General features: G+C 32.8%; 16 protein-coding genes. 3 read left to right on the top strand and 13 right to left on the bottom strand.

What is annotated here, in order from left to right:
- Positions 1-52: 52 nt before the first annotated feature.
- A complete protein-coding gene (locus tag NZD85_RS12315; RefSeq protein ID WP_188319179.1) occupies positions 53-1,075 on the bottom strand; it encodes a DUF4407 domain-containing protein in 1,023 nt (340 codons plus the stop codon).
- Between the two features lie 107 nt (positions 1,076-1,182).
- Positions 1,183-2,244, bottom strand: coding sequence for a branched-chain amino acid aminotransferase (locus NZD85_RS12310; RefSeq protein WP_260542060.1), 1,062 nt, complete (start codon positions 2,242-2,244; stop codon positions 1,183-1,185).
- A gap of 80 nt (positions 2,245-2,324) precedes the next feature.
- On the opposite strand from NZD85_RS12310, the gene mnmD reads away from it, so the two are divergent.
- The 3 genes from mnmD to NZD85_RS12295 all read left to right on the top strand — a co-directional run bounded on the left by mnmD (position 2,325) and on the right by NZD85_RS12295 (position 4,244).
- Entirely contained in the window at positions 2,325-3,041 is a 717-nt protein-coding gene (mnmD, locus tag NZD85_RS12305; protein ID WP_171621908.1) for a tRNA (5-methylaminomethyl-2-thiouridine)(34)-methyltransferase MnmD, read from the top strand.
- A 72-nt stretch (positions 3,042-3,113) separates the two neighbouring features.
- On the top strand, positions 3,114-3,941 hold the full coding sequence (prmA, locus tag NZD85_RS12300) for a 50S ribosomal protein L11 methyltransferase (protein WP_188319180.1): 828 nt from the start codon (positions 3,114-3,116) through the stop codon (positions 3,939-3,941).
- Between the two features lie 6 nt (positions 3,942-3,947).
- Positions 3,948-4,244: an ATP-dependent Clp protease adaptor ClpS gene (locus NZD85_RS12295; RefSeq protein ID WP_171621907.1), complete on the top strand. Its 297-nt coding sequence runs from the start codon at positions 3,948-3,950 to the stop codon at positions 4,242-4,244.
- Positions 4,245-4,251: 7 nt separating this feature from the next.
- Here NZD85_RS12295 and NZD85_RS12290 read toward each other — a convergent pair whose 3' ends face one another.
- The 11 genes from NZD85_RS12290 to murD form a co-directional block, all read right to left on the bottom strand.
- The gene (locus tag NZD85_RS12290) at positions 4,252-4,656 is read right to left on the bottom strand and encodes a hypothetical protein (RefSeq protein WP_260542057.1); all 405 of its coding nucleotides are present in this window, start codon (positions 4,654-4,656) and stop codon (positions 4,252-4,254) included.
- A 33-nt stretch (positions 4,657-4,689) separates the two neighbouring features.
- Positions 4,690-5,226 (bottom strand): RNA polymerase sigma factor, encoded by a 537-nt coding sequence (locus tag NZD85_RS12285; protein ID WP_260542055.1) that lies wholly within the window; start codon positions 5,224-5,226, stop codon positions 4,690-4,692.
- A 174-nt stretch (positions 5,227-5,400) separates the two neighbouring features.
- Positions 5,401-5,922 carry a septal ring lytic transglycosylase RlpA family protein gene (locus NZD85_RS12280; RefSeq protein WP_171621904.1) on the bottom strand — a complete coding sequence of 174 codons (522 nt, stop codon included), beginning with the start codon at positions 5,920-5,922 and terminating at the stop codon, positions 5,401-5,403.
- Positions 5,923-6,245: 323 nt separating this feature from the next.
- Positions 6,246-6,698, bottom strand: coding sequence for a GatB/YqeY domain-containing protein (locus tag NZD85_RS12275; protein ID WP_260542053.1), 453 nt, complete (start codon positions 6,696-6,698; stop codon positions 6,246-6,248).
- A gap of 101 nt (positions 6,699-6,799) precedes the next feature.
- Entirely contained in the window at positions 6,800-8,620 is a 1,821-nt protein-coding gene (ftsZ, locus tag NZD85_RS12270; RefSeq protein WP_260544581.1) for a cell division protein FtsZ, read from the bottom strand.
- 56 nt (positions 8,621-8,676) lie between these two features.
- On the bottom strand, positions 8,677-10,119 hold the full coding sequence (gene ftsA / locus NZD85_RS12265; protein ID WP_171621902.1) for a cell division protein FtsA: 1,443 nt from the start codon (positions 10,117-10,119) through the stop codon (positions 8,677-8,679).
- Complete coding sequence (locus tag NZD85_RS12260) at positions 10,106-10,837, bottom strand: cell division protein FtsQ/DivIB (RefSeq protein WP_225541109.1); 732 nt, start codon at positions 10,835-10,837, stop codon at positions 10,106-10,108. The genes ftsA and NZD85_RS12260 overlap by 14 nt, the downstream gene beginning before the upstream one ends.
- 1 nt (position 10,838) lies before the next feature.
- Complete coding sequence (gene murC / locus NZD85_RS12255) at positions 10,839-12,179, bottom strand: UDP-N-acetylmuramate--L-alanine ligase (protein WP_260542049.1); 1,341 nt, start codon at positions 12,177-12,179, stop codon at positions 10,839-10,841.
- Positions 12,179-13,285, bottom strand: coding sequence for an undecaprenyldiphospho-muramoylpentapeptide beta-N-acetylglucosaminyltransferase (murG, locus tag NZD85_RS12250; RefSeq protein ID WP_171621899.1), 1,107 nt, complete (start codon positions 13,283-13,285; stop codon positions 12,179-12,181). The genes murC and murG overlap by 1 nt, the downstream gene beginning before the upstream one ends.
- Positions 13,257-14,456 carry an FtsW/RodA/SpoVE family cell cycle protein gene (locus NZD85_RS12245; RefSeq protein WP_225539373.1) on the bottom strand — a complete coding sequence of 400 codons (1,200 nt, stop codon included), beginning with the start codon at positions 14,454-14,456 and terminating at the stop codon, positions 13,257-13,259. The genes murG and NZD85_RS12245 overlap by 29 nt, the downstream gene beginning before the upstream one ends.
- Before the next feature lie 14 nt (positions 14,457-14,470).
- Positions 14,471-15,805 (bottom strand): UDP-N-acetylmuramoyl-L-alanine--D-glutamate ligase, encoded by a 1,335-nt coding sequence (gene murD, locus NZD85_RS12240; protein WP_225539372.1) that lies wholly within the window; start codon positions 15,803-15,805, stop codon positions 14,471-14,473.
- Position 15,806: the final 1 nt, after the last annotated feature.

The following is a 15,806-nucleotide window of genomic DNA, read 5'->3' as shown; positions in this document are numbered from 1 at the left end:
TATCATGCAAAATTAAAAAAGTAACTTCAAATGGAAGTTACTTTTTTTGATTTTATACTTTTTCTAATTCGTGTTTTAATCGTTTTTCAGATTTGATATCCATAATCTGAATTGATTCTTGACTAAAAATCTTAAAACTGTATTCGTGTTTTTCTAATAAAAAGTCATATGGACCTTTTGGTGCGATTAATTTCACTAAAACAGGAGCTGTTTCTAATGAAATAAAAACAAGAGCAATAAAAATAGCGGCAGTTCCTAAAATAGCGTTTGTTGTAGATAATTCATCTAAAGCCTGCATACGAGCTGCAAATCCGTTGTAATTTTCTTCCGTTGGTTTAGCCGCATCAATTTCTTTCTCTTTTGCAACATTCAATCGATCTAATTCTTTGTTAATCTCTGCTAAACGAGGCGAAGATTGTTGAATATAGGTTTCGATTTCGGCAGCTTTTTGTTTTTTCAATTCTGCCTTTCGTTTGGCATTTGGCCCATAACCTTCACGACCTGTTGTTGTTTCTGTTTGTGTTCCTACAACTTCTTTTTCCAATTCTGTAGAAGCTGTATTATATTCAGCTCTTAATTGATCAATTTGAGCGTAAATTTCTTTTCTTTCATTCAAAAAAGGAGTTCCTAATTCTGCATAACGTGCATCAATTCCTTTTTGTAATTCAGCTTTATTTCGATTGACAATAACATTTAATTGCTTGTTAATTTCTTTCTCGAAGATTTTTAATTCTAACGGTTTCGAAATGACAATACCTAACAAAATGGCAACCAAAATACGTGGTAAAGCAATAAAAAACTGACGGAAAAGGCTCCCTGATTTCTTCATCGAGGTTACAATATAACGGTCAAGATTAAAAATCATCAATCCCCACAATAATCCAAATCCAGTTGCTGCATATATATTATCAAAAACTGTATTTAAGGCATAACCCGCTGACAAAGCAGCCAAAATCCCCGTAAATAAGATGACACCCCCGATACCTATATGTTTGTTTATATCAGTAGGTGTTTTTTTCAAGAGTTCAAAGCTACTCCCCGAACAGATGATTAAAAATTTTTGTAGTCCATTCATTTTACAAATATAGTACTTTGTATAACATAATATTAAATATCGTGCCAAAAAAAGCTGACAATCAAATTGTCAGCTTAAATTTTTAAAAAAAATTACTTAAAAATAAATTAAGCTTGTTTTTCTATTTTAATTCTCCATCCGTAAGGATCATTCGCTAATCCGTACTGAATATCTTTTAATTTCTTTTTCAATTGTAAAGCAAAAGAATCTTCTTCCGCTAAAGTAGGTAATTGCGCACGCTCTTCTCCAAATCCTACTGCATCATACTGCGTAATAACAACAGCAGTTCCACAACCAAATACTTCTTTTAATTCTCCGGATTTGTATGCATCATATAACTCTCGTACTTCGACAGGGCGTACTTCAACTTCATATCCATTATCTTTAGCTAACGTCAAAACTGAATCACGCGTTACACCATTCAAAATACGCTCTGAAGTTGGCGCAGTTAAAATTTTGTTTCCGATACGTACCATTACATTCATTGTTCCTGCTTCTTCGATGTATTTATGCTCGATAGAATCTGTCCAAATTACCTGATCATATCCATCTTTTTGTGCTTCTGAAGTTGGGAAGAAAGATCCCGCATAATTTCCACCACATTTTGCAAAACCAACACCTCCTTGGGCAGAACGGCTGTAGTAATCAGCAATTTTAACTGATAAAGGTTTGTCGTAATAATTAGGAGCATAAGCCAATAAAATAGCAAAGATGAATTCATTAGATGCTCTTGCAGAAACCGCTTCTTCTGTCGCAAACATTACAGGACGAATGTATAAAGACGTTCCGTAATCTTTTGGTACCCATTGACGATCTAAATCAATAATAGTTTTTAAACCATCAATAAAAATTTCTTTTGGAATTTGAGGCATATTAAGACGAGCAGCAGAAAGATTAAAACGCTCAAAATTTTTCTCAGGACGGAAGATAAACACTTCTTCTTCATCATTCTTGTAAGCTTTCATTCCTTCAAAAATTGTTTGTCCATAATGGAAAGACATCGCTGCTGGAGTCATCGAAATTGGACCATAAGGTACAATTTTAGGCTCATCCCACTTACCATCTTTGTAGTGCGCGATTAACATATGGTCTGTAAACTCTTTACCAAAAACAGTAGAGTCGAAAACTGAATCATTGAATTTAGATTCAGCAATTTTTTCTATAATCATTTTACGATATATTTTGTTTGTGCTTATCAAAGGTACATTTTATTTGCACTTTTTCATAATAAATATCATAACTTTAGACGATGAAAAGAATTATTCAAGAAACTGAAGACGGTTCAAAAACCATCTATATTGAAGATTGGGATGAATCTTATCATTCCAAACATGGCGCTGTACAAGAGGCTTTTCATGTATTTATTCAAAATGGATTACATCATTTTAAAGAAACAAAAGATTTTATTAAAATTTTAGAAATTGGATTAGGAACGGGATTAAATTCGTTTATCACTTTAATAGAAGCAGAGAAAAATAAAATTTCTGTGCAATATGTTGGAATCGAAAAGTTTCCGGTTTCTAAGGAGGAATTTGAGTTGGTTAATTATTTTGAAAATGTGTTTAAACTTTATCCTGAATTAGAAGATCGTAAAACAGAGTTTTTAGAATATTATCAGCTATTATTTGATTCTAATTGGGAAAAATGGCACAAGATTTCACCTTATTTTGAATTCAAAAAAGTGGAAGAAGATTTTTTCAATCTCAAAAATATTCAAGAAAAAAACGTCGATTTAGTTTATTTCGATGCTTTTGGTTCGCGTGTTCAACCCGAATTATGGGAAAAAGAATTATTAGAAATCGTAGATTCTGTCACTAAAAACTCTGCTATTTTCACTACTTATGCTGCAAAAGGGAGTATTAAAAGAGGGTTAAAAGATTTGGGTTATATCGTGCAAAAACGTCCAGGACCTCCTGGAAAACGGGAAATGATGGTTGGTCTAAAGAACTTTTCTATTACGAAATAATCTCATTGACAAGTTAATTTTAAAAATCGTAAATTTGCATCGGAAAATAATTTGATGTTTTCCATATTTTTTATGACAAATTATATCGAATATAAATTTAAAGTTGCGGTAGTAGAGCCTTTTAATGAAATTATTATTGCAATGATTTCTGAATTACCTTTTGAAAGTTTTGTTGAAAACGAGGAAGGTTTTGATGCTTACATGCCAAAAACAGAAGAAAATATTGATGATGTAAAAGAAGTAATCGATTCTATAGAGAACATTGATTTTTCCTATACGCGTCAAGAAATCGAACAACAAAATTGGAATGCAACGTGGGAAGAAAATTTCACACCAATTTTAGTAAATGATCAATGTTTAATTCGTGCCGAATTCCACGAAACAGTAGAAAATATTCCGTACGAAATTATCATTCAACCAAAAATGTCGTTTGGAACAGGGCACCATTCTACAACACATTTGATGGTAGAATATATCTTGGAAACTGAATTTACAGGAAAAGATATTTTGGACATGGGCTGTGGAACTTCTATTCTTGCAATTTTAGGAATGAAGCGTGGTGCAAACTATGCAGAATGCATTGATATTGATGAATGGGCTGTTGAAAACTCTATCGAAAATGGAAAACGAAATGGTGTAAGTTTGGATGCCAAAATGGGAGATAATTCATTGTTGGGAAGCAAACAATTTGACGTTATTTTAGCCAATATCAACAAAAATATTTTAATCAGCCAAATTCCTTCTTATATTAATGTATTGAACGAAAATGGTGATTTATTCTTAAGTGGTTTAATGGAACAAGATTTTGATGACATCTTGGCTTTCTGTACCGAAAATGGTTTAAAATTTGTATCTAAAAAACAACGAAATGAGTGGATTGCACTGCATTTCAAAAAATAAAATGATATGATAAAATACGCAACGCAACCTCTATGGGAAACGGAAAAAGATTCGGCTGTTGATGTATTGGAGCAAGAATCGCACAAGTATCAAATTATCGTTTACAATGATGATGTGAATACATTTGATTGGGTAATCGAATCGTTAATTGATGTTTGTGAACATACACCAGAACAAGCAGAACAATGTTCGATTTTAATTCATTACAAAGGTAAATGCGAAGTATTGACTGGTGAATTAGAAGATTTAAAACCTCGATGCACAGAGTTATTGAACCGAGGTTTGAGCGCAGAAATTATTTAAAAATTTCTTAATAATTATACAAAACAAAATCAGAATCGTCTAATGTTTCATTGGACGATTTTTTATTTTGATCACTTACTATATACGAATCATAAATTTTTTCATAAACCTGAATCTCCGTTTTTGTATCAACAACTTCTTGTGATTTTTGAGAAGAATTAATCATAAAAGGAAGAGCAATTAAAGCAATAAAAATTAAACAAGCAACTGCCCACCACTTAGTAAAATGGATAACTTTTGTTTCTTTTTTATTGATTGTTTTAGCAATTATATTCTCTTCCAAATCATTAAAATATTGATTCGGTACAGTTAAATTTTCTTTTTGTTTGAAAGAATTCAGATATAGTTCATTCTGCAAATCATCGAAATAATGATCAGGAACTTTAAAATTATTTTTTAAATCATTCTTCATATCACCACTTAGACAATAAAATTAAAAAAAGGTTTAATCTTCAAGTTCTAAAAATTCTTTAATCTTTGTCACTGCATGGTAATAGGATGCTTTGAGTGCTCCTACCGATGTTCCTAAGATTTCAGAAATTTGTTCATACTTCAATTCTTCGTAATATTTCATCAAAAAAACTGTACGTTGTTTTTCTGGCAAACTTGCAATTGCTTCTTGTAACTTTTGTTGAATTTCATCACCTGTAAAATATACATCAGAAGACAAATTATTGGCGACATTCATCGAATAATCATCGTACGAAACATTTCTTTCTTTTGCATTTTTATGAATAAAATTTATGGTTTCATTATACGCAATTCTAAAAATCCATGTCGAAAATTTTGACTCATTTTTAAAAGAATCCAAGTTTTGATAAACCTTTATAAATACATTCTGCGACACATCGTCCGCATCTTCATGAATCAAAACCATGCGACGTATCTGCCAATAAACCTTCTGGTGATATTCTTTCACAATTAATTTAAAAGCTTCTTCTAATTTTTTATCTCGTATAAAAGTTGATATGTCCTGATCCAATCGTAAAGTAAATTAAGATGTAAAGCTATTAAAATTAGAAGTATAAAAAAGTATATTTTATATATATTTAAGTTAAAATCTTCAGTAGCATTTTTTTACATATGAACATAATAAAAAAGGTTTGAGAAATATTTCTCAAACCTTTTTATTTTTTCTGAACATCTTAGCCTTTTTTTAGTCTTCGCTTTTGATAATTTCATATTCAACTTTCATCACTCCTGTATTGGTGTGACCGATTTCGCTGAATGCAGCTTGACTTAAGTCTAAAACTCTAGATTTAGCGTATGGACCTCTGTCGTTGATTTCTACAACCACAGATTTACCATTTCTGATATTCGTAACTTTTACTTTCGTACCAAATGGTAAAGACTTATGGGCAGCTGTAAGTTCGTGTTTGTCATACTTTTCACCACTAGCTGTCTTGCGTCCGTGGAATTTGTCTCCATACCAAGAAACAACTCCTGTCGAGATTTTTCGAGCACTACTCTCGATAAGTTCTCCAACCAACTTTTCATCTTCAATTGATAATGTATCTTGTTTGATGGTATCATTATCAACATCATTACTAAATCTTTTCTCAGAAGCTGGTACAATAATTGCCTCATTAATACCCGATTCCTTAAAAATTTTACCATCAGCATTTGCTATTGGAAAAATCATTAACATTGCTATAAACGCTGTAATGCTTTTCGTCATCCTTTAGATTTTTCTGATTTACTTTGCAAATTTAAGGGTATAAACACCTTCTTATTTAGAATTATTCTAATCCATTGATTTTTAATTCTGAAATCTCTTGTGCTTTGCGAATTTAGATGCTTACAGCGATTTGTTAATTTAATGTTAAAATAAACCTATAATCCTAATTTTTTTGGGAATTATTCACTTAAATCGTATATACTATTGATTATCAATAAATAATAGTTTTGTATAATTTGAAGAAATTTATCTAATAAAGAAATAAAAAAGGTAAAGTTTATAATACTTTACCTTTTCTTAATTTTTAAATCTTTAAAAATCAATTATAAACTAGCTAAAATGTCTTTTACTTTAGCTGAAATTAATTTTCCTTCCGCTTTACCAGCTAATTTAGATGAAGCAGCTCCCATTACTTTTCCCATATCTTTTGGAGAAGTAGCGCCAACCTCTGCAACAATTTCTGTAATTGCAGCTGTTAATTCTTCGTCTGATAATTGAGCAGGTAAAAATTGTTGAATAACTTCTGCTTGTGCCAATTCTTTTTCAGCTAATTCTGCACGTCCATTTACTTCGAATTGTTCAGCAGCTTCTTTACGTTGTTTTACTAATTTTTGTAATAAAGCAATTTCTTGATCTTCTGATAATTCTCCGTTAGCACCTGATGTTTTTGCTAATAATAATTCAGATTTTACAGCTCTTAAAGCTTCTAAAGCAACAGTATTTTTAGCTTTCATCGCTTCTTTTAACTGTGCCATTATTTGAGTTTCTAAATTCATTTGTTTTGCTTTTAGACTACAAATTTAAGACAAAAAAAGGCTCATCGCAAAAGCAATGAACCTTTTCTATAATAAGAATATTTTTTACGAGTGATCGTTTATTAATCTACGTTATCGTGTAGAAAATTGTTTGGACGAATTTGCGTTTCGTTGTTACGATTAGTTCCTACAGAAAAATCAGAAGATTGATTATCATTACGATCAGATAAATTCAATCCCTGACGCTTGTAAGCAGGAATTGCTTCGTATTCGTCTACTTGAGAATTTGTCATCGTGTTGTTGAATTTAAAATTAAATTGTTTCAAACGATTTCTTCTCTCTTCAATCATGCTATTCAATTCAGGGTCATTAGACTGTTCGATTGGTTGATTAAATGGATCTACAGCAACTTGAACATGTTCTGTTTGCGATACATTTGATTGAATCAGTTCTACATTTCCATATCCATTATTTTGAGGAGCTTGGTACCCAGCATAATTATTTTGAGGATAATTAGATTGTTCTGAAGCTACAGGATTTGTATATGAATTATATGTTTGATTATTATTTGCATTATTCGATGACTCTTGCGTACGATTAAAATCAGATTTCAAACGTGGTTCAAAGTCGTCGTAAGAACGTTTTTCTTGTACTGGCTCATCCTCAACATCATCTAAAACATATCGTTTTGGAGAGTTATTTTCTTCAAAAGATTCAGCTGTAGTATTGTGATAAGTTTGTTGTTGAAAACTTTGATTAACATCTACATTACGATAGTTGTTTTGAGGCGTTTCTGGCTTTTTATTTTGTTGTAGCGATTGTTGAGAAGCATTAGAACGACCAAAGTCTAACGTCATCGGTTTTACTCGATTTACAAAAGGTTGTTCTACAGATAACGTCTTATTGATCGGTTGTTCTTCCTCTAAAGTGTGAATAATTTTTTGTTCTTCTTTTCCTGTATATGCCTGATCTTCTGTAGGAAAACCAGTTGCAACAACAGTTACAGAGATAGAATCGCCTAAATCTAAATCTTCGCCAATACCCATGATGATATTTGCGCTATTACCTGCTTCTTGTTGAATGTAATCATTGATTACTCCAATTTCGTCCATTGTAATTTCATTATTACCAGATAAAATTAATAACAACACATTTCGTGCTCCTGTAATTTTGTTATTATTCAACAATGGAGAGTCTAAAGCAGAAGAAATTGCGTCTTTTGCTTTGTTTTCACCAGAACCTTGTGCAGATCCCATGATTGCTGTACCAGAGTTTTTAAGAACTGTACGTGCATCACGTAAATCGATGTTCATTGCGTAGTGTTGTGTAATAACTTCTGCAATCCCTTTTGCCGCTGTTGTTAAAACTTCATCAGCTTTAGAGAAACCATTTTTAAAACCTAAGTTTCCGTATAACTCACGTAATTTATCATTATTGATTACAATTAATGAATCTACGTTTTGTCTTAATTTTTCGATACCTTTTTCAGCTTGTTCCAACCTCATTCTTCCTTCGAAAAAGAATGGCGCTGTTACAATACCTACAGTCAAGATATCCATTTCTTTTGCAATACCAGCAATTACTGGCGCTGCTCCGGTTCCTGTACCACCACCCATTCCAGCAGTAATAAAAACCATTTTAGTTCCTTCGTCTAAGACAGCTTTCACATCATCCATACTCTCGATAGCAGATTGCTCTCCTACCTCAGGATTTGCACCAGCACCTAAACCTTCAGTTATTGCTTGTCCTAATTGAATTCTTGTTGGAACTGGACTGTTAGCTAAAGCCTGAGAATCTGTGTTACAGATCACAAACTCTACTCCCGCGATTCCTTGTTCAAACATGTAGTTTACGGCGTTACTACCTCCACCACCTACTCCGATTACTTTGATAGCTTGAGATCGGCTCTTTGGTAAATTGAACACAATATCTCCTGATAACATATCACTCATATTCTTCTTATTAAATTGGTTCGTAATTTATTCTTAATTTATTCTTATTATTCGGTTTCGTTAATCATTTGGATAAATTTATCCGTCCATTTCGAAAAGAAATTCTTCTTTTCTGGTTTAGATTTAGTTTCTTTCTTATCTCCAATTTCTTGATCCAAGAATTCATCAACAACTTCTTCCCTTTTTGGTATTTTTACATTTTCAACATCAGTAGCAACATTTGTTGATTTTGATTGTGAGGAATATCCACCTATTTCTAGTTCTTCTTGATTGTTTAGGTTATCAATTACTGGTTTTTCATAAATTTCGTGCTGATAATTTGCCGCTAACTCTTCTAACCCTTTCATCAATAATCCAACAGATGTTGCATATTCAGGACCGCTGATTTCTTCTGCTTTAGCACCTACAATATGCTCGTTGGAGTATCCAATTCTCACATCCATACCTGTAACATATTCTGTTAATTGACGAATGTGTTTTAATTTTGACCCCCCACCTGTTAAAACGATTCCTGCAATCAATTTTTTGTTTTGATCTTCGCAACCGTAGTTTTTCAATTCTAAATAAACTTGTTCTAAAATTTCCTGCACGCGTGCATGGATAATTTGTGACAATCTTTTTAATGATATTTCTTTTGCTTCGCGGCCTTTTAATCCAGGAATCGAGACAATTTCTGTTTCTTTATTTTCACCTGGCCAAGCAGAGCCAAATTTTTCTTTTAAAGCTTCGGCTTGTTTACCGATAATAGAGCATCCAACTTTAATGTCTTCTGTAATCACATTTCCACCGAATGGAATAACCGATGTGTGACGAATGATACTATCTTTAAAAATTGCAATATCTGTTGTACCACCACCTATGTCAATCAATGCTACACCTGCTTCTTTTTCCTCTTCGCTAAGTGCTGCACTTGAAGATGCAATAGGCTCTAAAGTGATACTTGCCAAGCGTAAACCTGCGGCTTTTACACAACGTGCAATATTTCGGATAGAAGAAACTTGTCCTACAACCACATGGAAATTGGCTTCTAAACGACTTCCGTACATACCGATTGGTTCTCGAATTTCTCCTTCGTTATCAACCTTAAATTCTTGCGGAAGAACATGGATAATTTCTTCTCCTGGTAACATCACCAATTTATAGACCTGATTTGTTAATAATTTTAAATCATTATCATCTATCACATCTTCTGAATTGGTACGTGTAATGTAATCGCTATGTTGTAAACTACGAATATGTTGTCCTGCAATACCAACGGTTACATCAGTAATCTTGACACCTGAAGACCTTTCTGCCTTATCAATTGCTTCTTTTATCGAATTGATAGTTTGCGTAATATTATTCACGACTCCTCTGTGTACACCCAAACTTTTTGCTTGTCCGTGTCCAAGAATTTCAATTTTTCCGTTTTCATTTTTTCGTCCGACAAGTGCTACAATTTTTGTAGTTCCTATGTCTAAGCCAACTGCAATCTTACTATTGTTCTCCATTTTTTATTCGTTTGGTTGCTACAACTTGGTTTACAAATTTCAAGCTCAATTTTTCATAATCTTCTGTTCCTATAAAATCGATGTATTGATAATAGTACAATTTCAGATTATGTAACTTTTGTTCAAAATTATTTAAAGTACCTAATTCTATATAATAGTTTCCACTATTTACAATTAAATTAAATGAACGTTGTCCTACTTTCTGAATGGCTATGATGTGATTTTTTAATAATTCATCTGCTTTCAAAGCTTGAACAAATTTACTCAAATCCTCATACTCATTCGGTTTTACATCACCAGAAACCAAAATTACATCCGCTGAACTTAATTTAGATAAAGGCATTTTTTCGCCTTTGGTTGTCAAATAAAACTCATTTGTCAGCGTTTTCACTCGAGCAACTGCTGTATTTGCTTTTATATCAAGTCGTAAATGTCCATTAATGTTTTTACTCACTTGTACAGAATCTACAAAGGGACTCTTATTTATTTTTTGTTCGATATCTTTTACATTTACCTCTCTCAAGGTTTGTTTCATAATGTCTTTTCCATCTTTGTTGATTATATCTTTTATCGATTCGTCATTGATAAAATAATTTTCAACGGGCTGAACAAATGCCACATCAATTTTTTCCACAGTACGCGAAGCATTCTTAATTACCGTAAAACTAATCAAACCGATTAGCAAGATAACTCCAAAAATCACTTGTATGATTTTCAATTTATGCTTCACTTAACCATTCTTTTATTGGTTTAACAATTGTATCAATATTTCCTGCTCCTACAGTTAATAACACATCAAAATCTCGTTTTTTGATGTTCGCTAAACTATCTTCTAATGAAGATACTATTTTTTCTTGTAATTCTACCTTTTCTAACAACCAATTTGATGATACACCTTCGATTGGAAGCTCTCTTGCCGGATAAATATCTAATAAAATAAGGCTATCTAATTGGCTTAAACTTGCTCCAAACTCATCAGCAAAATCACGTGTTCGTGTAAATAAATGAGGTTGAAATACTCCTAACACTTTTTTACCCGGATATAATTCACGAACTGAACGAATTGCAGCATTCAATTCTGTTGGATGATGTGCATAATCGTCGATATAAATTTTTCCATTTGCTTCGAAACGATTAAAGCGTCTTTTCACTCCCACAAAGCTTGCTAAAGCTTCTTTTATTTTATCAAGAGAAATCCCTAAATATTCTGCTACAGCTAATGCTGCAAGAGCATTTTCCATATTATGATGACCTGGCAATAAAATTCCGATGTTTTGCATTTCTCCATGAGGAGTCGTTACATCAAAAACATAATGCCCGTCAATAATTCTTACATTATGCGCATTATAATCAGCATCTTCTTCAACTCCGTAAGTAAAAGCATTTTCAAAATTTAAACCTTTGCGAACAAATAGTTTTTCTTCTACAATTGCTGCAAATTCTTGAAATGATTTTTTTACTTCTTCACGCTCTCCATAAATATCCAAATGATCAGGATCATCACTTGTAATAATGGCTAATTTCGGAGAAAGGCGTAAAAAAGAACGGTCAAATTCATCGGCTTCAGCAACCGTATATTTAGAGCCATTTAGAATGATATTTGAATCGTAATTTTCTGCAATACCACCTAAAAATGCTGTACTTTCTACATCTGCTACTTTTAGGATATGCCCTAAAATAGACGAAGTTGTTGTTTTCCCGTGCGTTCCCGCAACGCCAATATTGTAGGTATGTTTGGTAATTTCACCTAACACTTCAGAACGTTTCATGACTTTAAAATCATTCACTAAAAAATAATTTAGTTCAGAATGATCTTTTGGTACTGCTGGTGTATAAATCACCAATGTATTTTCTGGTTTAATTCCTGCCGGAATTAACTCGATATTATCTTCGAAATGAATATCAATTCCTTCAGTAATCAATTCAGTTGTCAGTTCGGTTTGTGTTTTGTCATAACCTGCAACTTCTTTTCCGATTGATTTGAAGAAACGTTCCAACGCACTCATTCCGATTCCTCCTGCACCGATGAAATAATAATATGTTTTATCTAAAATATTCATTATAATAAATTCAATAATATATCTACAATCTCTTTTGTCGCATTCGGTTTCCCTAATTGCTTGATGTTTTGAGATAATTTATTTTTTAATTTTTCATTGTTTGCCAAAGCAATTACCTCTTTGACTAAATTTTGTTTTGCATCTGCATCTTTTACCATAATCGCAGCCTCTCTCTCAACCAACGCTTGCGCATTTTTAGTTTGATGATCTTCTGCCGCTGTTGGTAAAGGAAGCAAAATTGTTGCTTTACCAACTATACACAATTCCGAAATTGCCATAGCTCCTGCACGAGAAACAATCATATCCGAAGCTGCATACGCATCTTTCATGTTGTAAATAAATTCGGTTACATGAATGGTTGGATATTTATCTCCAACCAAGTTTTTGATTTTTTGATAATCTAACTTTCCTGTTTGCCAAATTAACTGAACACCACTTGCAACAAATTCCTCAAGGTTTTCTAACCATGCATTATTCATTGCTCTTGATCCTTGCGAACCTCCAACAGATAAAATAGTTGGTTTTTCTGGATCTAATCCAAAAACAGAAATTGCTTCTGATTTGGATGGTAAGTTTTGAAAAATTTCGGCACGAATTGGATTTCCTGTGTAATGCACTTTTTCTTGTGGAAATTGTGAAATTCCTTCGTAAGCTGTACAAATAGCCTTTGCTTTATTTTTCAAAATTTTGTTGGTAACACCCGGAAACGAATTTTGTTCTTGTAATAAAATCGGAACATTTTTGCTTCCCGCTATCCACAACATTGGTCCACTTGCATAACCTCCTGTACCAATAGCTAAGTCTGGTTGAAAATCAGTATAGATTTTCTTTGCAAGACTTAAACTTTTTATCAATTTGAAAGGAAATTTTAAATTCGCTTTCATATTACTTCTATCAAATCCAGAAATTGGTAAGCCTTTTATAGCATAACCAACTTTTGGTACTTTTTCCATTTCCATTCTTCCTTCTGCTCCTACAAACAGAATTTGAGCATCTGGCAAACGACGTTTTATTTCATCTGCGATTGCTATAGCTGGATATATATGTCCACCTGTTCCTCCGCCACTTATCAAAACTTTAGGCGATGTCTTCGATGTATTCTTCACTTAATACTTTTCTATCTTGTTCTAATTCTTCTTTCGATTTAATTTGAGTACTAACACTCAAAATTATTCCGAACGAAATACATGTCATCCAAATGGATGTTCCACCATAACTAATCATTGGTAATGGTTGTCCTGTTACTGGAATTAAATTTACAGCAACCGCCATATTCACCATTGCTTGAACGATAATTGGTAGGCCGACTGCAAATACAAGTAGCGTACCAAAAATGGTATGAATTTTAGATGCGATGATACAAATTCGAATTAATATCAAAAGAAAAATTCCAATTAATAAAATTGCACCAATGGCACCGTACTCTTCTACAATAATTGCGAAGATAAAATCGGAAGAAGACTGAGGTAAAGTCTGTTTAAAAACACTTTTTCCTGGTCCTGCCATTTCATTTAAACCTCTTGCAATTGCTGCTTTTGCGTGTAGAACTTGGTAGCTTTCTAAACCCGAATCATCATTAAATTTCTCTATACGTGACATCCATGTGTGTACACGCGAATTTGCAATTAAATCTGGTTTATTAAAAGCCAACCAAATAAATCCTCCTCCTAAAAGAATCCCTAATCCTGCAATTGTAAATAAATACTTGAATGGAAATCCACCAATAATCAATAATATACCACACATTCCAGCTAACATCAACGCTGTTGATCCATTAGAAGGAAAAATTAATCCTACAATTGCAAGGATTGGTAAAAATAAAGGAATTAAGGTATTTTTCCATGTATATTCTTTGTCTCTATTTTTTGTCAAATAACGAGCTATATAGATCAACAATGCTTGTGAAGCTATCATAGATGGTTGAATACCTATCCCTGTTCCTGGAATCGTTAGCCAACGTGCTGCATTTGCCCCACCGATTGTTTGTCCTTGTACGAGCGTCAGGATCAAAACTACTGAAAGTAAAAGAACTGCACTTAAAGCAAATAGGCCAAACCAACGATAATCCACACGCTGTAATCCATAAATGAAAAATAAACCAATTAAAAGAATTACGGCATGTTTACCTAAATGTCCAAAAATAGTTCCTGAACCTACTGTATACACCAAGTTAGAACTTGCCGAATAAACTGGTAAGAACGAAAATAGTGCTAACAATAAAATGAAAGCCCAAAGCGGTTTATCGCCTTTAAAATATTTTTGTACGATGGTAGACATTGGTTAATTTGTTATTATAATTTGCGTACGTTTTCTTTAAATTGATCGCCACGATCTTCGTAACCGTTGAACAAATCGAAACTTGCACAAGCTGGTGATAATAAAACCGTTTCTCCTTTTGTTGCCAATTGATAGGATTGAGCAACACAATCTTTCATATTATTCGTTTCGACAATTGTATCGATGTATGGACTGAAAAAATCAATAATTTTGGCATTATCTACACCCAAACAAACGATTGCTTTTACTTTCTTTTTAACGAAAGGTAAAACTTCGCTATAGTCGTTTCCTTTATCAGTTCCACCAACAATCCAAACGATTGGTTTCGTCATACTTTCTAACGCATAATAAGTTGCATTAACATTTGTTGCTTTAGAATCGTTGACAAAATCAATTCCGCCAATTGTCAAAACAGGTTCTAAACGATGTTCAACAGATTTAAAATCCGACAAACTCTTTTTTAGATCCTCATTATTGATTTCAATAATTTTTGCAGCTACAGCCGCAGCCAATGAATTAGAAACATTGTGTTTTCCAATTAATCCTAAATCATTCACTAACATTGTAAAATCACCATTCGAATCGCTCACACGGAACAATTCATTATTTGCGTATGCTTCATTTGTTGCATCCATCATTGTGAACGGTTTACGATGAGCGCGAATATTCATCTGATCTATCATCTCCATTGTTTTTGGATCATCCAAATTGTAGATAAAATAATCGTTTTCATCTTGGTTTTCAGTTATTCTGAATTTAGCCTTTGCATACAAATCAAACTGATAGTTGTATTGGTCTAAATGATCTGGTGTAATGTTTAATAAAATTGCAACATACGGTTTGAAATCTGTTTTAATATCGTCTAACTGAAAACTACTCACTTCTAACACATAATAGTCGAAGTTATCTTCAGCTACAGATTTTGCAAAACTTTTTCCGATGTTACCACCTAATCCTACATTTAATCCAGCTTGCTTTAGGATATGGAACATCAAACTTGTTGTTGTTGTTTTTCCATTAGATCCTGTAATCGCAATAATTTTTGCATCTGTGTAACGAGATGCAAATTCAATTTCAGAAATAATTGAAACGCCTTTCGCTTCTAATTTCTGAATTAGTGCTGCTTTCTTAGGAATACCTGGACTTTTCATGATTTCGTCTGCATTCAAAATTAAATCTTCTGTATGCTGTCCTTCTTCATAAGCGATTCCGTGCTCCTCCAAAAGTTGTTTATATTTATCTTTTATTTGTCCCATGTCTGAAAGAAAAACCTCAAAGTTTTCTTTCTTCGCAAGAATAGCTGTTCCTACGCCACTTTCTCCTCCTCCTAAAACGACTAATCTTTTCATT

The sequence above is a fragment of the Empedobacter stercoris genome (genome assembly GCF_025244765.1).
GTDB classification, from domain to species: domain Bacteria; phylum Bacteroidota; class Bacteroidia; order Flavobacteriales; family Weeksellaceae; genus Empedobacter; species Empedobacter stercoris.
This window is presented reverse-complemented; position numbering and strand designations above follow the sequence as displayed.

What these genes read in the sequence shown, in the direction of transcription:
- NZD85_RS12315 (WP_188319179.1), bottom strand. Translation starts at nt 1,075, where the DNA reads ATGAATGGACTACAAAAATTTTTAATCATCTGTTCGGGGAGTAGCTTT.
- NZD85_RS12310 (WP_260542060.1), bottom strand. Translation starts at nt 2,244, where the DNA reads ATGATTATAGAAAAAATTGCTGAATCTAAATTCAATGATTCAGTTTTC.
- mnmD (WP_171621908.1), top strand. Translation starts at nt 2,325, where the DNA reads ATGAAAAGAATTATTCAAGAAACTGAAGACGGTTCAAAAACCATCTAT.
- prmA (WP_188319180.1), top strand. Translation starts at nt 3,114, where the DNA reads ATGACAAATTATATCGAATATAAATTTAAAGTTGCGGTAGTAGAGCCT.
- NZD85_RS12295 (WP_171621907.1), top strand. Translation starts at nt 3,948, where the DNA reads ATGATAAAATACGCAACGCAACCTCTATGGGAAACGGAAAAAGATTCG.
- NZD85_RS12290 (WP_260542057.1), bottom strand. Translation starts at nt 4,656, where the DNA reads ATGAAGAATGATTTAAAAAATAATTTTAAAGTTCCTGATCATTATTTC.
- NZD85_RS12280 (WP_171621904.1), bottom strand. Translation starts at nt 5,922, where the DNA reads ATGACGAAAAGCATTACAGCGTTTATAGCAATGTTAATGATTTTTCCA.
- NZD85_RS12275 (WP_260542053.1), bottom strand. Translation starts at nt 6,698, where the DNA reads ATGAATTTAGAAACTCAAATAATGGCACAGTTAAAAGAAGCGATGAAA.
- ftsZ (WP_260544581.1), bottom strand. Translation starts at nt 8,620, where the DNA reads ATGTTATCAGGAGATATTGTGTTCAATTTACCAAAGAGCCGATCTCAA.
- ftsA (WP_171621902.1), bottom strand. Translation starts at nt 10,119, where the DNA reads ATGGAGAACAATAGTAAGATTGCAGTTGGCTTAGACATAGGAACTACA.
- murC (WP_260542049.1), bottom strand. Translation starts at nt 12,179, where the DNA reads ATGAATATTTTAGATAAAACATATTATTATTTCATCGGTGCAGGAGGA.
- NZD85_RS12245 (WP_225539373.1), bottom strand. Translation starts at nt 14,456, where the DNA reads ATGTCTACCATCGTACAAAAATATTTTAAAGGCGATAAACCGCTTTGG.
- murD (WP_225539372.1), bottom strand. Translation starts at nt 15,805, where the DNA reads ATGAAAAGATTAGTCGTTTTAGGAGGAGGAGAAAGTGGCGTAGGAACA.